We start from the raw sequence: 22,731 nt of genomic DNA on the forward strand, positions 1-22,731 counted from the left end.
CATACTACAATCGCGCCGCGCCGACGATGCGCCCGTCCGCCGCTTCGAGAATCACGGCGGCATCCTCGCCCTCCGGCATCGGCTCGGTGAGGCGCAGCGCGGCGCCGCTCCAATCTGCCAGCGTGCGCACCGAGCGCACCACGTTGAGCTCCTCCAGCGTGCGGCCGCCATTCTCGCCGCGGCGGATCGCCGTTTCATGCCGATGATCGAAGCCGACCAGGAGGAGGCGTCCGCGTCCTTCACCGCCGCCGACCTCGACCGTGAGCCTGTCGCCATTGCGTGCGAGCTTGAGCCGCGCCGCCGTCGCGCTCGCGCCCCTGGCGCGATTGATCGCGGCTCCCACCTCGGCCCTGTTGGAGCCGACATGACCCGTCACCCCGTCGACGACGATCTCCGGCGTGTAGGAGCCGTCGCCGAAGCGGCTGCCGTAGCGGGCCTGGCGGTCGGTGGCGGCCGGCAGCGAGAACGGATCCTTCCAGCCCAGCCGGTCCCAATAGGTGACGTGAAAGGCGAGCGGCAGCACGTCGCGGCGCTGCCGCACCAGCTCGTTCAGATAGGCATTTGCAGGCGGGCAGGAGGAGCAGCCCTGCGAGGTGAAGAGCTCGATGACGACGGGCCGATCCACCGCGGCCGCCGACGGCGACCACGGGGCAAGCGAGGCGAGCAGCACGGCGAAGGATGAGGCGTAGCGGAGCGAGGCGAGGCTGAGGGTCATGGGTGTTCTCCCGCGATGTGACGTGATCTCCTTCGCCGGCGGGCTCCACCGTGTTACCTCCTGCCGTAGCCAACACGCAGGCGTGAAGACGCATCGACGGTTACCTTCGCGGCCTGTCGTGACGCGTGAGCAGGGCGCTCGCCACACGTGAAGGGCATCGTGCACGCCGTTCAAGAGACAGCGCTTTTCGTCCGCACCCGATGTAACTTTCTGAATCAAATCGTGTCCTGAAAAGGGTTTCCGCATTCGCCTCGCTTCAAGCGGCATGCTAGGAGAGCTTCGACCGGTGATTTGCCGTTCGTTAACCGTTGCGGCCAATCCGTGACGTCGCAATCCGGGGACATTGATGGGGTCGATGACATGAGTTCCAAGGGGGCGGGCCACAAGGCCGAGCTGAGGCAGGCGCTGCGAGTCGGCGTGATCGGAGCCGGCGTGATGGGCAGCAATCATGCCCGCGTGCTCGCCGGTCTGCCCGACGTGCACCTCGTCGGCGTCGTCGATCCGCTGCCGGCGCATCGCAGCCGCGTCACCGAGCTTGCGAACTGCCCGACCTTCGAGACGCTCGATGAGCTCGTCGCCGAGGGCGTCGACGCCGTGACGATCGCCGCGCCGACCCATCTGCATCACGAGCTCGCGCTCGCCTGCATCGCCCGCAAGGTGCATCTGCTCGTCGAGAAGCCGATCGCCTCCACGGTCGAGGAAGGCAAGGAGATCGTCTCGGCCGCGCACCGCGCCGGCGTCACCCTGATGATCGGCCATGTCGAGCGCTTCAATCCGGCGGTTGCCGCGATCAAGAAGGCGATCGCCGGCGAGGATATCCTGTCGATCGCGATCACCCGCGTCGGCCCGTTCCCGCCGCGCATGTCCAATGTCGGCGTCGTCATCGACCTCGCCGTGCACGACATCGACCTGATCCGCTGGTTCACCGAGTCCGACATCATCGAGGTGCAGCCGCAGCTCTCCAGCGCGGTCGCCGAGCGCGAGGACATCGCGCTTCTGCAGTTCCGCACCGCATCGGGCGTGTTGGCCCACATCAACACCAACTGGCTGACGCCGTTCAAGGCGCGCAACGTCACCGTGGCGACGCGCGGCAAGTACATCATGGGCGACCTGCTCACCCGCCAGGTCACCGAATGCTTCGGCTTCAAGCCGGACGGCAGCTACTCGATGCGGCATCTCCCGGTCGGCCATGACGAGCCTCTCCGCGCCGAGCTGATCGCGTTCCTGCATGCGGTGCGCTCGGGCACGTCGCCCGCCGTCACCGGCGACGAGGGCGTCGCGAGTCTGGCGATCGCCACGCAGTGCCTGGAAACCTCGAGCCATCGCCCGGCCGAGGCCGCCGCCACCAAGCTGCGCGCGGCCGGCTAGCCGGCCCGGCCTTCGCTTCATCCTCATTTCCGTTTGCGAACATGTGTCAGAGCTCATGAACCAGCACCTGCGTCATCAGCCCATTCCGTTCATCGACACCGCCGCGCAGCGCCAGCGGCTCGGCAAGTCGCTCGATGACGCCGTCGCCCGCGTGCTCGCGCATTGCCAGTTTCTCGGCGGCCCCGAAATCATCCAGCTCGAGAAGGAGCTGGCTGAATTCTGCGGCGCCAAATACGCCGTGAGCTGCTCCAGCGGCACCGACGCGCTGCTGATGGTGCTGATGGCCCAGGGTATCGGCCCCGGCGACGCGGTGCTGTGCCCGTCCTTCACCTTCTGCGCCACCGGCGAGGCGGTGGCACTGACCGGCGCCACGCCGGTGTTCGTCGACGTGCTGGAGGACACCTTCAACATCGATCCGGCCTCGCTCCGCCGCGGCATCGCCACCGCGAAGCGGCTCGGCCTGAAGCCGAAGGCTGTGATCCCGGTCGATCTGTTCGGGCAGAGCGCCGACCACGATTCGGTCGCCGCGATCGCGCAAGCCGAAGGCCTGTTCGTGCTCGACGACGCCGCCCAAGGTTTTGGTGCCAGCTACAAGGGCCGCCGCATCGGCACCTTCGGGCTCGCGACCGCCACCAGCTTCTATCCGGCCAAGCCGCTCGGCTGCTTCGGCGACGGCGGCGCCATCCTCACCGACGATGCTGGCCTCTTGGAGCGGCTGCGCAGCGTGCGCGCCCATGGTGGCGGCAGCGACAAATACGACAATGTCCGCCTCGGCCTCACCGCGCGGCTCGACACCATCCAGGCTGCGGTGCTGATCGAGAAGCTCAAGATCTTCGAGGACGAGATCGCCGCGCGCAACGCGGTGGCCGAGCGCTACACCGCGGCGCTGGCCGACGTCGTGAAGGTGCCGCGCCTCGCCGAGGGCTGCACCTCGGTCTGGGCGCAATACACCATCCGCCTGCCCAAGGGCGTCGACCGCGACACCTTCGCTGCCGCGCTGAAGGCGCAGGGCATTCCGACCGCGATCTACTATCCGAAATCGATGCATCAGCAGACCGCCTACCGCATCTTCCCGAGCGCCGATGGCGGCCTGCCGGTCAGCGAGCAGCTGTCCAGCGATGTCATCAGCCTGCCGATGCACGCCTATCTCGACGAGCCGACGCAAGGGCGCATCATCGACGTCGTCCGCGGCGCAGTCCGGGCCTGAGGCCTTACGCATCCTTGACGTCACGCCGCTTGCTGCGGCGCGGCTCACAGCGCCGGCGGGCGATCTGCCCCGTTGGCAGCCCCAAATCACACTGTCGTCCCGGCGAACGCCGGGACCCATACCGCGTGATCTCTGAAACGGGCAGGCGGCCCGATCCACGCGCCCCATCGGCCGCACGGCGTATGGATCCCGGATCAGCGCCCGCCGCCGCTTCGCGTCGGCCGGCTTGTCCGGGATGACAGCGGAGTGCTTGGCACGCATCTGGCGCCTTCTCCGGTGTTGTTCGTGCTGACGCCGCATCGGCACACTCATCGTCATTGCGAGTGAAGCGACTTGTCCGCCATAGCCCGAAGGGCGACGGCGGAAGCAGTCCAGAGCCCAGCGTGCGACTCTGGATTGCTTCGTCGCTGACGCTCCTCGCAATGACGGCGGTGAGTTGCGTGCTCGCAGCAAGCCTCGCCCCGATGAGCGCATCGACATCCGGAGTACTAATCGGCCCTACGGGCTGAGCGAAAGATCGTTGGCTACCGCGAACCGTTGATCACTCGGCCAGCTCTGAAGAGAACAGGGATGAGGGCAACGATGGCAATCACGACCAGCGGTCCGGCCCAAACGAACGTGCCGCTGTCAATGTAGCCCTCCGCCAACGCCGTTCGCAGCAGCGTGGCGGTGACCGGCAAATTGATGAGCACTGCAGTTGCAGTCCCCGGCGCATAGCGGCGCATCGCCAGTGTCGACAGAACATGCGGGACGGCGACGTTCAGCAGCATGGCCAGTGCGTAGCCACACAACAAGTAGGATCCGAGACTTTGCTTGCCCTGCAAATTCGCGAGAACGGCCGCGACCGCTGCCACCAGCGTCAACACCGCCAACGCAAACCGAAACTCACTGCTTCCTACGGTATGGTGCCATCTCCCAGCCGTTGCCGACCATCCCGGCAACCAAACGGCCTCTTCGGCGTTGTGAACGGCAATTGCCGCCACAAAGAACCATGCGAGAGTTGAGTAGCTCACTCTGGGAACCAAGCTTCTAACAACGCCACATTGCATGCCTACCTTGGTCGGGACATGACCCATTTGACATGTCTCAAGTGTCCGCGAACCGGAGGTCGGACATCGGCCCGAGCATGCTTGCCAGCCGGCGGAGCGCAAGATCCGAGACGATATGTGCTGGCGCTGGCCGCAAGTCGGGAGAGGGGGCCGCGACCGGGTCGCCACAATTTACCCCCAAGCAGGCATCGCCCGCGTTCTCCGCTTCAAACCCGCCCCCCAATGCTCTAGAAGCCCCCCATGCTCGGACGTATCTTCACCGTCGGCGGCTATACGCTGCTGTCTCGGCTCACCGGCTTTGCCCGCGACATCATGCTGGCGGCGATTCTCGGCGCCGGGCCGGTGGCGGATGCGTTCTTCATTGCGTTCCGGCTGCCTAATCATTTCCGGGCGATCTTCGCCGAGGGTGCGTTCAACGCGGCCTTCGTGCCGGCCTATGCGCATGTCCATGGCGAGAAGGGGCCGGCCTCGGCGAGCCTGTTTGCCGACCGCATCTTCACCCTGCTGCTGGCCTCGCAGGTCGTGCTGCTGATCCTGGCCTGGGTGTTCATGCCGCAGGCGATGACGATCCTGGCGCCCGGCTTCACCGACGATCCGGCGCAGCGGGACCTGGCGATCACGCTGACGCGGATCACCTTTCCCTATCTGCTGCTGATCACGCTGGTGACGCTGTATGGCGGCATGCTCAACGTGATGCAGCGTTTCGCCAGCGCGGCGGCGGCGTCGATCTTCCTCAATCTCGCGATGATGGCGACCTTGGCGCTGGCGGCGTTCTTCCCCGGCGTCGGTCATGCCGCGGCCTGGGGCGTGCTGATCTCGGGCTTCCTGCAATATTTTCTGCTCGCCGGCGATCTCGCCCGCCATGGCGGCCTGCCGCGCTTTGCGCCGCTGAAGCTCGACGACGACATCCGCGCCTTCTTCAAGGCGCTGGGGCCGGCGACGCTGGGCTCGATGGGCACGCAGGTCGCGATGTTCGCCGACACCATCATCGCGACGTTCCTCCCCGCCGGCGCGATCTCGGCGCTGTATTATGCCGACCGCCTCAACCAGTTGCCGATCGGCGTGATCGGCATCGCCATCGGCACCGTGCTGCTGCCGGAAATGTCGCGGCGGCTGACCGCGAACGATCATGAAGGGGCCATGGAGCAGCAGCGCCGCGCCTTCGAGTTCACCTTGCTGTTCTCGGTGCCGTTCGTCGCCGCCTTCCTCGCGGTGCCCGACGTCATCACGCGCGCGATGTTCGCGCGCGGCGCCTTCACCAAGGGCGATGCCGCGGCGGCCGGTGCGACGCTCGCCGCCTATGCCGTCGGCCTCATTCCGTTCGTGATGATCCGCAGCGCGGTCTCGACCTTCTACGCGCGCAAGGACACCGCCACGCCGGTGAAGGCCTCGCTCACCGGGCTGACCGCCAACGTCGTGCTGAAGGTGCTGCTGATGGGCTCGCTCGCCCAGGTCGGCCTCGCGCTGGCGACGGCCGTCGGCGCCTGGATCAACCTGCTGCTCGTGCTCGGCTTCGCCGTGCACAAGGGCTATCTGCGGTTCGATCGGCGGCTCACCATGTCGCTGCTGAAATTTGCCGGAACCGGCGTGGTGCTCGCGGCGGCGCTGTGGGCGACAGCGTTGGTGGCATCGGCCCATCTCGCTTCGCTCGGCCGCTTGCAGGACGAAGCCGTTCTCGGCCTGTTGATCGTGGTGGGGGCCGTCATTTATGCCGGCGCCATTCTGGTGCTGTTCGGCCCGCGCTGGCTCAAGGCCCTGGTGCGGCGCTGACGTTTGCGCTGCAGCATCGAGCTGGTGGCATGCCTGCGGAGAGTTGACCGCGCGTGGGTCCAGGGGCGGCCATATGGCGTTTGCGCGAGTCTTCGTTCCGCTGCAATATGCCGTCCGATAGTCGCGACAATGCAAGCGGGAAGTGAAACCAGATGGCAGCTCCTATCAAGTTCGGCGTCGGACAAAGCGTTCTCCGGAAAGAGGACGACGCGCTGATTCGCGGCAAGGGCCGCTATACCGATGATCTGGCGCCGGCTGCCGCCTTGCATGCGCTGGTGCTGCGCTCGCCGCATGCCCATGCCAAGTTCACCATTGATGTCACCCAGGCGCGGCTCTTGCCGGGCGTGGCGCTGATCCTGACCGCCGCCGACACTGCGGAGCTCGGTGGGCTGCCCTGCCTGTTCAATCTCGAGACCGATCCGTTCACCGCGCCGCCTTATCCGATCCTCGCCAAGGACGAGGTGCGCCACGTCGGCGATGCCATCGCCTTCGTCGTCGCCGATACGCTGGATCACGCGCGCGACGCGCTGGAGGCGATCAAGGTCGAGTGGACGACCTTGCCGGCCGTGACCGGCGTCGTGAACGCGATCAAGCCGGATGCGCCGCAGGTATGGGCCGAACACAAGGGCAATGTGCTGTTCGACGTCTCGATCGGCGACAAGTCCGCGACCGAGGCGGCCTTCGCGAAAGCGCATACGGTGGCCGAGATCCGCATCGTCAATCCGCGCGTGGTGGCGAGCTTCATGGAGACGCGCGCCGCAGTCTGCGAATACGACACCAAGCGCGATCATCTGACCCTGACGGCTGGCAGCCAGGGCAGCCACCGGCTGCGCGACATCCTCTGCCAGAACGTGCTGAAGATCCCGACCGAGAAGATGCGGGTGATCTGCCCCGACGTCGGCGGCGGCTTCGGCACAAAATTGTTTCCCTACCGGGAGTATGCGCTGCTCGCGGTCGCCGCGCAGCGGCTGCGCAAGTCGGTGCGCTGGGCCGCCGACCGCTCCGAGCATTTCATGGGCGACGCGCAGGGCCGCGACAACGTCACCACGGCGAAGATGGCGCTGGCCGAGGACGGCAAGTTCCTCGCCATGGACGTCGACCTGATGGGCGACATGGGCGCCTATCTCTCGACCTTCGCGCCCTACATCCCGCATGGCGGCGCCGGCATGCTGCCGGGGCTCTACGACATCCAGGCGTTCCACTGCCGGGTGCGCACGATCTTCACCCACACCGTTCCGGTCGACGCCTATCGCGGCGCGGGCCGCCCCGAGGCGGCGTATGTCATCGAGCGCCTGGTCGATGCCTGCGCGCGCAAGCTCGACATGTCAGTCGATGCGATCAGGCGCAAGAACTTCATTCCGCCGCGTGCGCTGCCCTACAAGACCGCGACCGGCAAGGTCTATGATTCCGGCGACTTCAACGCGCACCTCAAGCGCGCGATGGAGATCGCGCAGTGGAAAGAGTTTCCGAAGCGCGCCAAGGCTGCGAAGAAGCACGGGCTGATCCGCGGCATCGGGCTCGCGAGCTATGTCGAGGTCTGCGGCACCATGGGCGAGGAGACCGCCAAAGTGCGACTCGATCCCAATGGTGACGTGACGATCCTGATCGGCACGCAGTCGAGCGGGCAGGGCCACCAGACCGCCTACGCCCAGATCGTCGCCGAGCAGTTCGGCCTGCCGCCGGAGCGCGTCCACATCCATCAGGGCGACACGGCCGAAATCGCGACCGGCCTCGGCACCGGCGGCTCGGCCTCGATTCCCTCCGGCGGCGTCAGCGTGCAGCGCGCCACCCATGAGCTCGGCGACAAGCTCAAGCAGATCGCTGCCGAAGCGCTCGAGGCCGGCCTCGGCGATCTCGAGATCGCCGACGGCGTGATCCGCGTCGCCGGCACCGACCGCGCGATCTCGTTTGCCGATCTCGCCAAGCGTCCGGGCACAGATCCCGCCAAGCTGAACGGCAGCGCCACCTTCGCCAGCGCCGATGGCACCTATCCGAACGGCACGCATGTGGCCGAGGTCGAGATCGATCCGGCGACCGGCATCATCAAAATCGTCAACTACGTCATCGTCGACGATTTCGGCGTGACGCTGAATCCGCTGCTGCTGGCCGGCCAGGTGCATGGCGGTGCGGTGCAGGGCATCGGCCAGGCGCTGATGGAGCAGGTGGTCTACAGCAACTCCGACGCCCAGCTCGTCACCGGCAGCTTCATGGACTACGCGCTGCCGCGCGCCGCCGACGCGCCTTCCTTCACCTTCGAGACCCACAACGTGCCTTGCAAGACCAATCCGATGGGCGTCAAGGGCGCCGGCGAAGCGGGCGCGATCGGCTCCTGTCCGGCCGTCGTCAATGCGATCGTCGAAGCCCTCTGGCGCGAGTACAAGATCGATCACATCGACATGCCTGCGACCCCGGAGCGCGTCTGGATCGCGATCCGGGAGCAGCATCGCCGTCATAGTCTCTGAGTACTCTCCCCCCGGATCTCCTCCGATATCCGCCTCAATTCCGGAATAACCCGCCGGCTGAGGGGTTGACCACCCAAGCGACCCGTCCAGGTGGGCTGGACGGGATTGTGACAACAAAGGAGCGAATTGATGAAGCGGACTGTCGTGGCTGTCGCAGCTTTGCTGCTAGGGGCCGGCGCCGTGATGGCACAGCAGGATCTGGTCAAGCATAGCCAGGACACGATGAAGGCCAACGCCAAGAACCTCGGCGGTGTCCTGATCGCGATGGTCAAGGGCGAGAAGCCGTATGATCAGGCCGCCGTCAATGCCGCTCTGGCGCAGCTCGAGGAGACCGCCAAGAAGCTGCCGACGATGTATCCGGCGAGCCTGAAGGGCGCCAAGTTCGAAGGCGACTACGGTCCGTCGCCGAAGATCTGGGAAGACCAGGCCGGCTTCAAGGCCAAGATCGAGAGCTTCGGCAAGGTCGTCACCGAGGCCAAGGCCAAGATCAAGGATCTCGACAGCCTGAAGGCGACCGCGCCGGGCATCGGCAAGGAATGTGGCGGTTGCCACGAGACCTTCCGTCTCAAGAACAGTTGATCTGACCAGCCATCAACGGGGGCGGACGCGACATTGCGTCCGCCCCCGTTTGTTTGCGCCGCGCGGGCGTCCTGACGTATCACGGCGCCGCCGAGCTCCGGTGATGATCGCCGGGCCGACGATATCCTCCTGCTGTGACGGAGCCACCATGCTACGCCGCCTCCTGCTTGCTCTCTGCGTGCTCGGCGCCGCCGGCCTGGCGGTGTTCTGGTGGCTGACCCAGCCGTCGACGATCACGCTCGCAGCGGCGACGCGCGCGCCGGATCTCGCCAACGGGCAGGAGATGTTCAACATCGGTGGCTGCGCGTCCTGTCACGCGGTGCCGAACCAGCCGGATCGACTGAAGCTCGGCGGCGGTCTGCCGCTGAGCTCGCCGTTCGGCACCTTCTATGCGCCCAACATCTCGCCCGATCCCACTGACGGTATCGGGCGCTGGAGCGAGCCCGAGTTCGTCAATGCGGTGGTGAGGGGCGTGTCGCCGGACGGCAGCCACTACTACCCGGCATTTCCCTATCCCTCCTACGCTGCGGCGAAGATCGACGACGTCCGCGATCTCTTCGCCTACATGAAGACGCTGCCGCCGGTCGCCGGCGCCTCGCGCGCGCACGACATGCCATTCCCGTTCAACATCCGTCGCACCGTCGGGGTCTGGAAGCTGCTGTTCTTCGACGACAGGCCGTTTGCCGCCAACGCCTCGCGCCCGGCGGAGTGGAATCGCGGCGCCTATCTGGTCAATACGTTCGGCCATTGCGCCGAGTGCCACAGCCCGCGCAACGCGCTCGGCGGTATCGTTTCGGCGCAGCGTCTGGCGGGCGGGCCGGATCCGGAAGGTCAGGGCTTCGTGCCGAACATCACCCAAAAGGGCCTGGCGGACTGGAGCGAGAGCGACATCAGCTATTTCCTCGAGACCGGACAGCTGCCCGATGGCGACAGCGCCGGCGGCTCGATGGCGCGGGTGATCCGCAACACCTCGCAGCTCACGCCCGAGAATCGCAAGGCGATGGCGGTCTATCTGAAATCGCTGCCGCCGGTGGAAGGCCCGCCGAAGCCGAAGAAGCCGGCAAGCTGATCAGTTCGGCGAGCGCGCGCACTCAGGTCAGATCGGCTTGAAGCTGCCGTCGCTCTGGATCACCGTCAGCGATACCGGCGGTGGATTCTCCTTGCGCGCGTTGCCGAAGCTGACCACCAGTCCGCCGATGTCGAACTGGCCGACCTCGTTGATGATGCGGAGCAGCTCGGCGCGGGTCGGGTTCGGCCCGGTCATCGCCAGGGCGCGGGCCACCAGGCGGCCGGTGATGTAGCCCTCGAGCCCGATGAAATCCGGCGTCTGGCTCGGATCGAGCGTCTTCATCGCGGCCTGGTAGTCGGCGACGACGCGGAGGTCGGTGTCCCACGGAAACGGGACCACCTCGGAGACGATAACGCCGCGTCCCTCCGGACCGAGCTCCTTTGCAAGCGCATTGCCGCCGACAAAGGAGACCGCCGTGAAGGTCGGATTGAAGCCGCTGCGATGCGCCATCTTGATGAACTCGGCGCACGGGCCGTAGGTGCCGACCAGGATCACCGCTTCCGGCTCCGCGCGCCGGATGACCTTGAGCGCCGCGCCGACCGCGCGCGTGTTGCGCTCGAACGTGCCTTCGGCCGCGAGCTCGAGGCCGCGGCGATCGAGATGCGTCTTCACGCCGGCCAGCACGTCGCGGCCGAACGAGTCATCCTGATAAAAAATGGCGATGCGGGTGAGGTGAAGCTCTTCGGTGAGATACTTGATCGTGGCTTCGGCCTCGGCCGCGTAGCTCGCGCGGATGTTCACGACGTTCTGGAATTCGGGCGCCCGCAGGAATTCGGCGCCCGAGATCGGCCCGATGAAGGGGACGTCGTTCGACGCCGCGATCGGCGCGGTGGCCATCGCGGTCGGGGTGCCGACGGCGCCGATCAGCGCGAACACCTTGTCCTCGTAGATCAGCTTGATGGTCTCGACCACCGAGCGATCGGGGTCGTAGCCGTCATTGCGGCTCGCCAGCTTCAGCCTGCGGCCGTAGACGCCGCCCTTGGCGTTGAGCTCGTTGAAGGCCGCCAGCAATCCCTGGCGCGCCGCCTGGCCCAGTGCGGCCGACGGGCCCTCCAGCGCCGCCACCTGGCCGAACATGATGGAGTCGTTGGTGACGCCGAGCTCGTCGGCGCGCGCAGACCCGGGCGGCAGCACGCCGGCGATCAGGACGAGAACGATGGAGATCCGAAGGCTTGAAAACCAGTTCATTGCGATCTTCGATGCACGAGTACGCTTGATGACAACTCAGTCTAGGCGTGTTGAATGAAGACCTCGCTAAAGACGTGGCCCGCGCTTGATCGCGTTTTGGGCGGCCCTCAACAGTCAGCCGTTAACCAAGCCCGGTTTCTGGTACGCCACGACGGATCATCTTTGACCGTCCTTAACTTACCGCGGCCAGCATCGGCCGCATCGTGGTGACGGGCAGCCGTTTGGCGGGGGCCATATTGCAGGTTGAAGAGTACAGCGCACCGACGCTGCAGGAAAAGGATGATGCTCGCAGCGGTAGCGGGCGCGAGAGGCTGCGCGCGTCGCTATCGCGATACCGGCTTTATCGCCCTGCGATCATCGCGGCATGCGTCGGCGTCGTGCTGTCGGTCGTCGGGACGGTTGCCGTGGGACGCTGGGAAAACCGGCTGGCGCGCACCGATTTCGAAGGCGTGGCCGAAGCTCAGGCGATCCTGGTCCAGAACGGCGTCAACGAATATGTCAGCCGGCTGACCGCGCTGCGCACCCGCTTCGAATCCGCCAACGACGACATCACCCGCAGCGAGTACCAGACCTTCAGCGCGCGCCTGTTCGAGGCGCATCGCGGCATGCTGCGCCTGGCGTGGCTGCCGCGGATCAAGCGCAAGGAGCGTGGCGAATACGAGGCGGCAGCGATCACCGATGGTGTTCCCGCCTTTCGCATCAAGTCGTATCCCGACGGCACCGTGGCGCCGGAGAGCGACGAATATTATCCGGTCTACTTCTCCACCGAGGCGAAGACCTCGCCGGTCTACGGTCTCGATTATTGGAGCATTCCCGACCATCGCGCCGTGCTGGAGCAGTCGCGCGACTACGACGTGATCGGCGCATTGCGCACGCGTCAGAACCTGATCAATCAGAACGAGCGCAACAACGCCGTGATGATCGGCATCCCCGTCTACGCCAAGGGGACGTCGCGCACGACGGTCGCCGACCGCCGGCGCAATCTCAGCGGCTTCATCATCGGTGTGTTCGACCTGCCGACGCTGTTGCAGTCGGTGCGCGCGAACAATCCCAACAGCCCGGCGCTCGCGATCAACCTTCTGCCGCCCGAGCGCGTGATCAACGCCTCCGGCGTGGACCCGCAGCGCTGGCCCGCGGACCCCAGCATCTGGTCGACGACCTTGCGCATCGGCGATGCCGACTGGGTGTTCCAGGCGGCGCCCGCCGGTGGCAGCCTGATGGCGAGCCACAACCGCGCGCTGGCGCTGTACGCGGCCGGCATGGCGACGACGATCTTCCTCGCCGTGTATCTCGCGCTGTCGAGCCGCAACGCCCTGCAGCTCGCGCTCGCCAATCGCCGCGTGCTCGAACTGGCGCAGACCGACGCGCTGACGGGCCTTGCGAACCGCGCCTTCTTCCTCGAGGAAATGGAGCGCATCAACGACGAGAAGAGCGGCCGCTTCACAGTCTTCCTGCTCGACCTCGACCGCTTCAAGAATGTCAACGACTCGCTCGGCCATGGCGCCGGCGACGAACTGCTGGTGCAGGTCGCTCAGCGGCTGAGATCGCAGCTGCGCGACGAGGACGTGCTGGCCCGGCTCGGCGGCGACGAGTTCGCCCTGATCCAGGCCGGATCCGCCGACCAGCGCGCCGCCGCGATCGAGCTTGCGCAGCGCATCACCAAGCTGATCGCCGAGCCGTTCCAGCTCGGCGGGCAACGGGTCGAGATCGGCACCAGCATCGGCATCTCGCTCGCGCCCCAGCACGGCCGCGACCAGGAGCACCTGCTCAAGAAGGCCGACCTCGCGCTCTACCGCTCGAAATCCGCCGGCCGCAGCTGCTACACGCTCTATGACGATGCGATGTCGGCCGAGCTCGAGGCGCGCAACACGCTCGAGGGTGATCTGCGCGACGCCATCGCGCAGTGCCAGTTCGAGGTGCACTATCAGCCGTTCTACGACGCCGAGACGCGCGAGCGCCGCGGCGTCGAGGCGCTGGTGCGCTGGCGTCATCCGGTCAAGGGGCTGGTGCCGCCGGACAAGTTCATCCCGCTTGCGGAGTCGACCGGCCTGATCGTGCCGCTCGGCGAATGGATCATCGGGCGCGCCTGCGACGACGCCACCGCATGGCCGGACGACGTCAAGATCGCCGTCAATCTGTCGCCCGTCCAGTTCAAGCAGGCCGAACTGTTCGACGTCATCCAGTCGGCGCTCGCGAGGTCCGGCCTCGATCCGAAGCGTCTCGAGATCGAGATCACGGAGTCGGTGCTGCTGGAGCGCGCGGCCGAGAACGAGAGCTTCATCGACCGGCTGAAGGGCCTCGGCATCTCGCTGGCGCTCGACGATTTCGGCACCGGCTATTCGTCGCTGCGTTCGCTGACGGCGTTCCCGTTCAACAAGATCAAGATCGACAAGTCCTTCGTCGCCAATCTGAGCGTGCGCGACGAAAGTGCCGCCGTCATCTCCTCGGTCGTGACGCTGGCGCGGGGGCTTGGCATCCAGATCACCGCCGAAGGCGTCGAGACCGAAGAGCAGCTGGTGCAACTGCGCGCCCTCGGCGTCAACTTCGCGCAGGGCTATCTGCTGGGCCGGCCGATGCCGGTCGAGCAGCTCGAGCAGCATCTGGAGATCGCGCGCGCTGCGTCCGATGCCGACGAGCCGCAGCCGGCGGAAGACGCATCTGAGGACGACGCATCCGAGGACGACGACCCGCACTCGGCGGCCGTCGTCGCGCTCATTCCCCGGTCCGGGGCGCTGCTATCCCTCGCATCCAACGGCTGAGCGGCGAGGCGGTTTCGGCGTCCGCGTCGACCGGCAGGCGTGGCGAGCCCAGCATGGCGGCCTCGCGCGCGGCGCTCGGCGTGATGCCGTAGGCGGCCTTGAACAGCCGCGTGAAATGCGCATCGGTCCCGAGCTGCCAGCGCCGCGCGACCTCGCTGATGCGCTGCGTCCGCGATCCCGTCCCGGCGAGATCGAAGAATGCGCGGTGCAGGCGGCGGCTGCGGATGTAGTCGGCGATGCCGCCGATCGGCGCGAACAGGCGATAGAGCGACGCGCGAGACATCCCGAAATGCAGCGCCACCGCGTCGGCGCTGAGTTCAGGGCTCGACAGCCGCGCTTCGATATATTGGCGGACGCGGAGCAGCGAGGCGTCCGGCGTCACGCTGCGGTCGGCATCGCGGCGTTCGAGCTCGCCGCGCAGGCACGCCGAGATCAGCGCGATCGTGCCCTCGACCGCGGCCTGGCACTCGTCGAAGCTCATGCGCGGCGCACAGTCGAGCAGCGCGCCGAAATGCCGCGCCAACAGCGGCGCCAGCGCGCCGCTGCGCGGCAGCACCAGGCCGTGCAGGTCGTCGAGCTGCAGCAGGCGCGCATCGAACATCGGACGCGGCACCACCAACGTGACGTTCTCGAACGGTGTCGCGCGCGTTTCGAGTGTCTGGGCGAGATCGAGCACGCAGAGGTCGCCGGCCTCGACCCGGATCGGCGAGGCGCCCGCGACGCCCTCATAGCTGCCGTTCACGTAGAGCTGCAGGATGATGTGATCCACGCCGCTGCGGGCGACGGTTTCGGCCGATCGCCGGAACCGCTGGCCGCTCGCACGGGCCGATCCCAGCAGCACGGAGCCCAGCGCATAGGACAGCACGTCCGCGCTGAACGGAGCGGCCTCGCCGGCCGCGAGCTGGTCGACCTCGAAGAACGTCGACGTGGCCTCGCGCCACGCCGCAATGTTCGCCTCGGTGTCCATCTGCGCGGCGCAAAAGCCGTAGCTCGGCAGCAGGGACGAAACGGCTTTGATCTCACTCTTCACGCGGCGCCGCAGTCATTCTTGAGTTTTCGTCTCAACTTCTTGATCGACCGTATCGGATCGGCCGCCCGCCTTGACCCGGTGCTCCGCGTACCCGCTATAGAACGCCTGTCGCCAAGTTGCCGAAGGGAAAGCCGGGCCGTTCGACGGTCCCCCCATTGCCCCTCACGATCGAAAGGTCCGGCTTTCCGGCCCACTGGTGCGAATTGGCGGACAACGGTCTCCGGCCGCCACCGTCTTTCATGACGAAACCATGCTTGACCCATTTTCAGGACCTCGGCGCCCGTCGGTCACGACGGGCGCCTTTGTCGTGAGGCAGGTGTTGAGGCAGGCGCCCGACGGGCAGGCCGCGCCGGGTGAGAAAGCGCGCCTCGTCAGGTGGCGCCGAAGGCCTTGAACGTGATGATGGTGTGGGTGTCCTGAATGCCGGGCAGGATCTGGACCTTCTCATTCACGAAGTGGCCGATGTCGGTGGCATTGTCGACGTAGAACTTCACCAGCAGGTCGTAATTTCCCGCCGTCGAGTAGATCTCGGAGGCGATCTCGGCTTCCGCCAGCGCATTGGCGACCGTGTAGGACTGGCCAAGCTTGCACTTGATCTGGACGAAGAAGGGAACCATTGCGGGCTGTCTCCGGAAGGCATCTTTCGCCTCAATATAGCGTTTTCCGACGAAGTCGATACGCTTTCTCCGGTGGGCCGGCCTGCTTGCCGGGCGCGGCCGGCCCGCGCTAGGAAGGGGGCATGAGCACCCCCGTCGCACTTACCATCGCCGGTTCGGATTCCTCCGGGGGAGCCGGTATCCAGGCCGACCTCAAGACCTTCGCGGCGCTCGGCGTCTATGGCGCCTCGGTGCTGACGGCGCTGACCGCCCAGAACACCAGGGGCGTGACCGGGGTGCATCTGGTGCCGCCCGATTTCGTCGCCGCGCAGATCGATGCGGTGTTCGATGACCTCGCGGTCGGCGCGGTCAAGATCGGCATGGTGGCGCAGGCGCCGATTGCCGACGCCATTGCGGCAAGCCTCGCGCGCTGGCGGCCGCGGCACGTGGTGCTCGATCCGGTGATGGTCGCAACCTCGGGCGCCCGGCTGTTGCCGGAGGATGCGATCGACGCGCTGCGCCGCGGGCTGATCCCGCGGGCGTCGCTGATCACGCCGAACCTGCCCGAGGCGGCCGCGCTGCTGGAGGAGCCGGTCGCGACCTCGGACGAGGCGATCGCGGCGCAAGGCCGCCGGCTGCTCGCGCTCGGCTGTCCGGCGGTGCTGATCAAGGGCGGCCACGGGCAGGGCGCCGACAGCACCGATTACCTGATCACATCAGCAACCAGCATCCCATTGCCGTCGCCGCGCATCGACACGACGAACACCCACGGCACGGGGTGTTCGCTGTCGTCGGCCGTGGCCGCCGGGCTGGCAAAGGGGGAGAGCCTCGAGGCGGCCGTAGGCAACGCCAAGGCCTTCATCTCCGGCGCGATCGCGGCTGCCGATCGCTTCACGGTCGGACACGGCCACGGCCCGGTGCATCATCTCCACCGCTATTATTGAGGTCACTCATCTTTGAGGTCACTTCCCGTGGGAAGTCCGCTTAGCTGGCGACAGCCGAAATAGCTGGGGTGGACAACGGCTGAATCATGTCTGCGCCCCGGGGGAGATGACGGAATGATGACGCGTTTCGCCGCGGTGGCCGCGGTGCTGTTCGCCACGGTCGCAACACCGGTGCTGGCTCAGCGGGCCTATTCGGCCCAGGAGGAGCGCAACAAGGCGATCGTGCTCGACTTCTATGAGCAGGGCCTCAATCGCAAGGATTTCGAGGCGGCGTCGAAATATCTCGGCACCTACATCCAGCACAATCCGAATGCCGAGGACGGCCCGGAGGGATTTCGCAAGTTCATCGAATTTCTGAAGGCCAAATTTCCACAGTCGCACAGCAGGATCACGCAGGTGCATGTCGACGGCGACTTCGTCGTGCTGCGCGTTCACGCCGTCCGCGAGCCCGGCACACGCGGCAACGCCATCGTCGACATCTTCCGTCTCAAGGACGGCAAGATCGAGGAGCATTGGGATTCGGTGCAGCCCGTTCCCGAGCAGTCGGCCAATCCCAACGGGATGTTCTGAAGAACGCGTCTGAAGGCGTCTCCCGCCGGCGGATCATGGCCCGCGCGCGACAGCGACTTCCCGCCGCACGCCCTCCATCAGCCGCGAGCGGTATTCGCCCGGTGATTCGCCGAACCAGCGATTGGATGCGCGGAAGAAGGTGCTCTGGTCGGCATAGCCGAGCAGATAGCCGATGTCGGTGAGCGTCATGCGGAAATCGGCGAGATGGCGCTGGGCGAGCTCGCGCCTGACATCGTCGACGAGATCGCTGAAGGAGAGCCCTTCGTCCGCCAGCCGGCGCTGGAAGGTTCGGTCGCTCAAGCCCAGCTCGGCTGCGATGGCCGAGCGCAGCGGGCTGCCGTCGGGCAGCAGCCTGACGATCGCTGCGCGGGCGCGATACGCAGTGTCGGCCTTGACCAGACGCTCCAGCGCCTCGTCGGCGATCCGATCGTGGATTGCCGAAAGCTCGGGCGCCGAGGTCGTCAGCTTGCAGGCGAGATCCTGATCCGACACCAGGAAGCCGTTGAATGGCGCATCGAATTCGAGTGGGGATTGGAACGCCCTGTTGTAGCACGCGATCGACAGCGGCACCGCATGCGAGAAACGCGTGGCGAGCGGCGTCAGCGGACGATCCAGCATCCACCGGCATAGATTGAGCAGATTGACGACGCCGTAGTCATAGCGCTGCCGCGGAATCGGGCATTCACCGCCGAACACGTCGGTCCGCACCCAACGGCCGCCATTGCCCTGCTCGAGCGTGATGGTCACCGCGTCGCTCACCAGGCACATGTAGCGGATCAGTCGCGTCAGCCCGGCGAGGAGCGTGGGGCTCGACATCATGGCATAGCCGGCGACGCCATAGTTGTCAGGTCGCGGCGCATCGAGCTTTGCCAGCCCGATGTCCGGATTGCCCGAACGCTCGGCCGCCAGCACCCACAACCGGCTCAGCGCCTCGGTCGGCCAGCGGCGATCGCAATCGTCGAGATCGTCGATCGAGAGGCCTACGTCGGCGAACAGCGCGGCCGCATCCAGACCTTGCTCGTTCAGCGTCGTCGCGACGCCGCGCATCCAGGACGACGATGTGGTTCGAATCTGCTGAGCCATCCCTTGGCCTTCTGGGGCCAGTGCTTTGGCCTCCTCGGGTCATTGTGCAGATGCACATGAGATTGCATAGCACCGGGTATTGGCGATCGCGACACGAAATTCGTTGGTGCGACCGCATGGCTGGCGCGCAGGAGAAAATCATGCCCGTTCTGAAAACCAATGACGGCACAGAGATTTACTACAAGGATTGGGGCTCCGGCCAGCCGATCGTGTTCAGCCATGGCTGGCCGCTGTCAGCGGATGATTGGGATGCGCAGATGCTGTTTTTCCTCAATCACGGCTTTCGCGTCATCGCCCATGATCGCCGCGGCCATGGTCGTTCGGCCCAGGTCGCCGACGGTCACGACATGGACCACTATGCCGACGATCTCGCGGCCTTGACCGCGCATCTCGATCTCAAGCGCGCGATCCATGTCGGCCATTCCACGGGCGGCGGCGAGGTGGTGCATTACCTCGCGCGCCATGGCGAGAGCCGCGCGGCCAAGGCTGCCATCATCGCCGCGGTGCCGCCGCTGATGCTGCAGACCGCGGCCAATCCGGGCGGGCTGCCGAAGTCGGTGTTCGACGACTTTCAGACCCAGGTCGCCACGCGCCGCGCGGAATTCTATCGCGACGTCGCCGCTGGGCCGTTCTACGGCTACAACAAGCCTGGCGCCAAGCCGTCCGAGGCCGTGATCCAGAACTGGTGGCGGCAGGGCATGATGGGCAGCGCCAAGGCGCACTACGACGGCGTCGTCGCCTTCTCGCAGACCGATTTCACCGAGGATCTCAAGAAGATCACCTTGCCGGTGCTGGTCATGCACAGCGAGGACGACCAGATCGTGCCTTACGCGGATTCCGCGCCGCTGTCGGCCAGGCTGCTGAAGAACGGCGTGCTGAAGACCTACAAGGGCTTTCCGCACGGCATGCCGACCACGGAAGCCGAGACCATCAACGCCGACCTACTGACCTTCATCAAGGGCTGATCAGAGGAGGCTTGCATGACCTGGGGAATTCCGACGGCCCTGTTTCTTCAGATCCACGTGGTGCTGAGCCTGATCGGAATCGCGACCGGGCTCGTCATGCTCGCCGGCATGCTGGCAGGCCGCCATCTGGCGGCCTGGGCGGCGCTGTTCCTGGTCACGACCTTCCTCACCGGCGTGACCGGCTTTCCGCTGCCGCCGTTCGGTCTCGACCCGCCGCGCATCATCGGCATCATCCTGCTCGCGCTGTTGATTGCGGCCAGCGCCGCACTCTATGCGTTCGCGCTGTCGGGATGGTGGCGACGGGTCTACGTCGTCACCGCGCTGCTCTCGCTCTATCTCAACGTCTTCGTCGCGATCGTGCAGTCGTTCCAGAAGATCGGCGTGCTCAATGTCCTGGCGCCGACGCAGAGCGAGCCGCCGTTCGCCGCAGCTCAGCTCGTCACGCTCGCTATGTTCATTGCTTTCGGTGTCTTCTCGTGGCGGCGTTTCGCGCCAACCACGCTGGCGCCGCGAGCGTCTCTCACCTGATCGATTCGACCCTTCAAGGAGAACCTCGTGTCCAAGCTCGAAATGCTGACCCCGCAGAACTGCGCCGTGGCGCTGATCGACTATCAGCCCGCGATGTATCAGGGCGTGCAGTCTCATGACCGCCTCGGCGTGTTCAACAACATCCAGATCGTCGCCAAGGCGGCCAAGCTGTTCAAGATTCCGACCGTGCTCACCACAGTCGCCAAGGACTCGTTCTCCGGTCCCTTCATGCCGGAGGTGACCGAGCTGTTTCCAGAGCACGACATCGTCGACCGCACGGCGATGAACTCCTGGCTCGATGCCGGCTTCCGCAAGCAGGTCGCTGCCACCGGTCGCAAGAAGTTCATCATCGCGGGACTCTGGACCGAGGCCTGTGTGCTGTTCCCGACGCTCGACATGCTGCGCGAAGGCTATGAGATCTACATCCCGGCCGATGCCTGCGGCGACCTGTCGCTCGAAGCGCACAACAGGGCGATGGACCGCGCGGTGCAGGCCGGCGCGGTGCCGATCACCTCATGCCAGTTCGCCTTCGAGCTGCAGCAGGACTGGGCGCGTGCCGAGACCTATGACGGCATGATGGAGATCCTGAAGGCGCATTCGCCCTACGGCATCCAGATCCGCTTCTCCAAATGGGCGCTTGGAGAGCACGCCTCGGAGGGCGGGGCCAAGTAGTCCCGGGACGAACGATGAAGATCTATCTGTTTTCGCTCGGGGCAGGGCTGCTGGTCGGCGTGATCTACAGCCTGCTTCAGGTCCGCTCGCCGGCGCCGCCATTGGTGGCGCTGGTCGGCCTGCTCGGCATCCTCGTCGGAGAGCAGGTGATCCCCGTGGGCAAGCAGCTCCTGAACGGGACCACGCTTGCTGCCGCGTGGCAGAAGGCGGCCTGCGCCACGCACATCTTCGGCCTGCTGCCCGGCCACCACGGCCGGGCAGAGACGACCAATTCTACCGCCCAGAATGAGAAGGCCTCATGAGCGATTACCCCGATCTCATCCTCCATCACGGCCTGTTCACGACGCTCGATCGGTCCAATCCCACGGCGAGCGCGGTGGCGATCAAGGACGGCGCCTTCACCGCGGTCGGCCACGAGCAGGACGTGATGAAGCTCGCCGGTCCCCGAACGAAGATCATCGATCTCAAGGGCCGTCGCGTGCTGCCGGGGCTGATCGACAATCACCTGCACATCATCCGCGGCGGGCTCAACTTCAACATGGAGCTGCGCTGGGACGGCGTGCGCTCGCTCGCGGACGCGATGGCGATGCTCAAGGCCCAGGTCGCGATCACGCCGCCGCCGCAATGGGTGCGCGTGGTCGGCGGCTTCACCGAGCACCAGTTCGCCGAGAAGCGGCTGCCGACGATTGACGAGCTCAACGCCGTCGCGCCCGACACGCCCGTGTTCCTGCTGCATCTGTACGACCGCGCCATCCTGAACGGCGCCGCGCTGCGTGCCGTCGGCTACGACAAGGATACGCCGCAGCCGCCAGGCGGCGAGATCGCGCGTGACGCACAGGGCAATCCGACCGGCCTGCTGCTCGCCCAGCCGAACGCCGCGATCCTCTACGCGACGCTGGCCAAGGGTCCAAAGCTGCCGTTCGACTATCAGCTCAACTCGACGCGGCACTTCATGCGCGAGCTGAACCGGCTCGGCGTCACCGGTGCGATCGATGCCGGCGGCGGCTTCCAGAACTATCCGGACGACTACGCCGTGATCCAGAAGCTGGCCGATGACGGCGAGCTCACGATCCGACTCGCCTACAATCTGTTTACCCAGAAGCCAAAGGGCGAGAGAGACGACTTCCTGCGCTGGACGCAGAGCTCGACCTACAAGCAGGGCAACGACTATTTCCGCCACAACGGCGCCGGCGAGATGCTGGTGTTCTCTGCCGCCGATTTCGAGGATTTTCGCGTACCGCGGCCGGACATGCCGGCCGAGATGGAAGGCGAGCTCGAGGAGGTCGTGCGCATCCTGGTCCAGAACAAGTGGCCGTGGCGGCTGCACGCGACCTATGACGAGACCATCTCGCGCGCGCTCGACGTGTTCGAGAAAGTCAACCAGGATACGCCGCTCGAGGGTCTGCACTGGTTCTTCGACCATGCCGAAACGATCTCGGACCAATCGATCGACCGCATCGCGGCGCTCGGCGGCGGCATCGCCGTGCAGCACCGCATGGCCTATCAGGGCGAGTACTTCGTCGAGCGCTACGGCTTCGGCGCGGCCGAGGCGACGCCGCCGGTGAAGAAGATCCTCGACAAGGGCGTCAAGGTCTCCGCCGGCACCGACGCGACCCGCGTCGCTTCCTATAACCCCTGGGTGTCGCTGTCGTGGCTGGTGACCGGCCGCACCGTCGGTGGCCTGCGGCTGTATCCGCAGCGCAACTGCCTCGATCGCGAGACCGCGCTCAGGATGTGGACCGAGAACGTCACCTGGTTCTCCAACGAAGAAGGCAGGAAGGGCCGCATTGCGGTCGGGCAGTTCGCCGATTTGATCGTGCCGGATCGCGACTTCTTCTCCTGTGCGGAGGCCGAGATCGCCGACATCACCAGCGACCTCACCATGGTCGGCGGCCGCATCGTCTACGCCGCCGCCGCGTTCAAGCCGCTGGACGACGCCGCTCCGCCGCCGGCCATGCCGGAGTGGTCGCCGGTGCGCCGCTTCGGCGGCTACGGCGCCTGGCTGGAGAAGGACGATCACGGCGGCGTCCGCGCCCAGGCGATGCAGATGTGCGGCTGCGCCAGCGCATGCGGCGTGCATGGCCATGACCACGCGCGGGCATGGTCCTCCAGCCTGCCGGTCTCCGATCTCAAGAGCTTCTGGGGTGCGCTCGGCTGCGCCTGCTGGGCGGTCTGAG

At 66.3% G+C, this 22,731-nt stretch carries 20 protein-coding genes; 14 read left to right on the plus strand and 6 right to left on the minus strand.

The window, feature by feature from the left end; translation table 11 throughout:
• Positions 1-4: 4 nt before the first annotated feature.
• Positions 5-715, minus strand: a complete 711-nt coding sequence (locus tag ACQR1E_RS11365; RefSeq protein ID WP_315768246.1) for a DUF1223 domain-containing protein — start codon at positions 713-715, stop codon at positions 5-7.
• A gap of 360 nt (positions 716-1,075) precedes the next feature.
• On the opposite strand from ACQR1E_RS11365, the gene ACQR1E_RS11370 reads away from it, so the two are divergent.
• Together ACQR1E_RS11370 and ACQR1E_RS11375 are read left to right on the plus strand one after the other, a co-directional pair.
• Positions 1,076-2,083: a Gfo/Idh/MocA family protein gene (locus tag ACQR1E_RS11370; protein ID WP_315712777.1), complete on the plus strand. Its 1,008-nt coding sequence runs from the start codon at positions 1,076-1,078 to the stop codon at positions 2,081-2,083.
• Between the two features lie 55 nt (positions 2,084-2,138).
• A complete protein-coding gene (locus ACQR1E_RS11375) occupies positions 2,139-3,290 on the plus strand; it encodes a DegT/DnrJ/EryC1/StrS family aminotransferase (protein WP_315768244.1) in 1,152 nt (383 codons plus the stop codon).
• Between the two features lie 524 nt (positions 3,291-3,814).
• Here the strand turns inward: ACQR1E_RS11375 and ACQR1E_RS11380 are convergent.
• On the minus strand, positions 3,815-4,303 hold the full coding sequence (locus tag ACQR1E_RS11380; protein ID WP_434897050.1) for an HXXEE domain-containing protein: 489 nt from the start codon (positions 4,301-4,303) through the stop codon (positions 3,815-3,817).
• A 276-nt stretch (positions 4,304-4,579) separates the two neighbouring features.
• Here ACQR1E_RS11380 and murJ point away from each other — a divergent pair, with 276 nt between their 5' ends.
• The 4 genes from murJ (at position 4,580) to ACQR1E_RS11400 (ending at position 10,219) form a co-directional block, all read left to right on the plus strand.
• The gene (gene murJ, locus ACQR1E_RS11385) at positions 4,580-6,109 is read left to right on the plus strand and encodes a murein biosynthesis integral membrane protein MurJ (protein WP_434897051.1); all 1,530 of its coding nucleotides are present in this window, start codon (positions 4,580-4,582) and stop codon (positions 6,107-6,109) included.
• Positions 6,110-6,261: 152 nt separating this feature from the next.
• Positions 6,262-8,571 carry a xanthine dehydrogenase family protein molybdopterin-binding subunit gene (locus tag ACQR1E_RS11390; protein WP_434897052.1) on the plus strand — a complete coding sequence of 770 codons (2,310 nt, stop codon included), beginning with the start codon at positions 6,262-6,264 and terminating at the stop codon, positions 8,569-8,571.
• 129 nt (positions 8,572-8,700) lie between these two features.
• Positions 8,701-9,150, plus strand: a complete 450-nt coding sequence (locus tag ACQR1E_RS11395; RefSeq protein WP_315712768.1) for a c-type cytochrome — start codon at positions 8,701-8,703, stop codon at positions 9,148-9,150.
• 148 nt (positions 9,151-9,298) lie between these two features.
• Positions 9,299-10,219: a c-type cytochrome gene (locus ACQR1E_RS11400; RefSeq protein ID WP_434897053.1), complete on the plus strand. Its 921-nt coding sequence runs from the start codon at positions 9,299-9,301 to the stop codon at positions 10,217-10,219.
• A gap of 27 nt (positions 10,220-10,246) precedes the next feature.
• On the opposite strand, the gene ACQR1E_RS11405 is transcribed toward ACQR1E_RS11400, so the two are convergent.
• Complete coding sequence (locus tag ACQR1E_RS11405; RefSeq protein ID WP_315768234.1) at positions 10,247-11,407, minus strand: ABC transporter substrate-binding protein; 1,161 nt, start codon at positions 11,405-11,407, stop codon at positions 10,247-10,249.
• Between the two features lie 236 nt (positions 11,408-11,643).
• Here ACQR1E_RS11405 and ACQR1E_RS11410 point away from each other — a divergent pair, with 236 nt between their 5' ends.
• Positions 11,644-14,166, plus strand: a complete 2,523-nt coding sequence (locus ACQR1E_RS11410) for a bifunctional diguanylate cyclase/phosphodiesterase (RefSeq protein WP_315712764.1) — start codon at positions 11,644-11,646, stop codon at positions 14,164-14,166.
• On the opposite strand, the gene ACQR1E_RS11415 is transcribed toward ACQR1E_RS11410, so the two are convergent.
• Together ACQR1E_RS11415 and ACQR1E_RS11420 are read right to left on the minus strand one after the other, a co-directional pair.
• Positions 14,120-15,184, minus strand: a complete 1,065-nt coding sequence (locus ACQR1E_RS11415; protein ID WP_434897136.1) for a helix-turn-helix domain-containing protein — start codon at positions 15,182-15,184, stop codon at positions 14,120-14,122. The two genes, ACQR1E_RS11410 and ACQR1E_RS11415, sit on opposite strands and share 47 nt — an antisense overlap.
• 383 nt (positions 15,185-15,567) lie before the next feature.
• Entirely contained in the window at positions 15,568-15,813 is a 246-nt protein-coding gene (locus ACQR1E_RS11420) for an Lrp/AsnC ligand binding domain-containing protein (RefSeq protein WP_315712762.1), read from the minus strand.
• A 122-nt stretch (positions 15,814-15,935) separates the two neighbouring features.
• Here ACQR1E_RS11420 and thiD point away from each other — a divergent pair, with 122 nt between their 5' ends.
• A complete protein-coding gene (gene thiD, locus ACQR1E_RS11425; RefSeq protein ID WP_434897054.1) occupies positions 15,936-16,736 on the plus strand; it encodes a bifunctional hydroxymethylpyrimidine kinase/phosphomethylpyrimidine kinase in 801 nt (266 codons plus the stop codon).
• Positions 16,737-16,850: 114 nt separating this feature from the next.
• Positions 16,851-17,306, plus strand: coding sequence for a nuclear transport factor 2 family protein (locus ACQR1E_RS11430; protein ID WP_409977945.1), 456 nt, complete (start codon positions 16,851-16,853; stop codon positions 17,304-17,306).
• 33 nt (positions 17,307-17,339) lie between these two features.
• On the opposite strand, the gene ACQR1E_RS11435 is transcribed toward ACQR1E_RS11430, so the two are convergent.
• On the minus strand, positions 17,340-18,389 hold the full coding sequence (locus ACQR1E_RS11435) for an AraC family transcriptional regulator (RefSeq protein ID WP_315712759.1): 1,050 nt from the start codon (positions 18,387-18,389) through the stop codon (positions 17,340-17,342).
• A gap of 140 nt (positions 18,390-18,529) precedes the next feature.
• On the opposite strand from ACQR1E_RS11435, the gene ACQR1E_RS11440 reads away from it, so the two are divergent.
• From ACQR1E_RS11440 to ACQR1E_RS11460, 5 genes are read left to right on the plus strand one after another with little or no spacing between them, the layout of a single operon-like run.
• Complete coding sequence (locus ACQR1E_RS11440) at positions 18,530-19,354, plus strand: alpha/beta fold hydrolase (protein ID WP_315753203.1); 825 nt, start codon at positions 18,530-18,532, stop codon at positions 19,352-19,354.
• A 15-nt stretch (positions 19,355-19,369) separates the two neighbouring features.
• A complete protein-coding gene (locus ACQR1E_RS11445; RefSeq protein ID WP_434844060.1) occupies positions 19,370-19,882 on the plus strand; it encodes a hypothetical protein in 513 nt (170 codons plus the stop codon).
• A gap of 27 nt (positions 19,883-19,909) precedes the next feature.
• A complete protein-coding gene (locus ACQR1E_RS11450) occupies positions 19,910-20,554 on the plus strand; it encodes a hydrolase (RefSeq protein ID WP_315712755.1) in 645 nt (214 codons plus the stop codon).
• A 14-nt stretch (positions 20,555-20,568) separates the two neighbouring features.
• Positions 20,569-20,856, plus strand: a complete 288-nt coding sequence (locus ACQR1E_RS11455; protein ID WP_315738868.1) for a XapX domain-containing protein — start codon at positions 20,569-20,571, stop codon at positions 20,854-20,856.
• Entirely contained in the window at positions 20,853-22,730 is a 1,878-nt protein-coding gene (locus ACQR1E_RS11460; protein WP_434897055.1) for an amidohydrolase, read from the plus strand. The genes ACQR1E_RS11455 and ACQR1E_RS11460 overlap by 4 nt, the downstream gene beginning before the upstream one ends.
• Position 22,731: the final 1 nt, after the last annotated feature.

This window comes from Bradyrhizobium sp. HKCCYLRH1030 (assembly GCF_051168395.1).
In the GTDB taxonomy this organism is placed as follows: domain Bacteria; phylum Pseudomonadota; class Alphaproteobacteria; order Rhizobiales; family Xanthobacteraceae; genus Bradyrhizobium.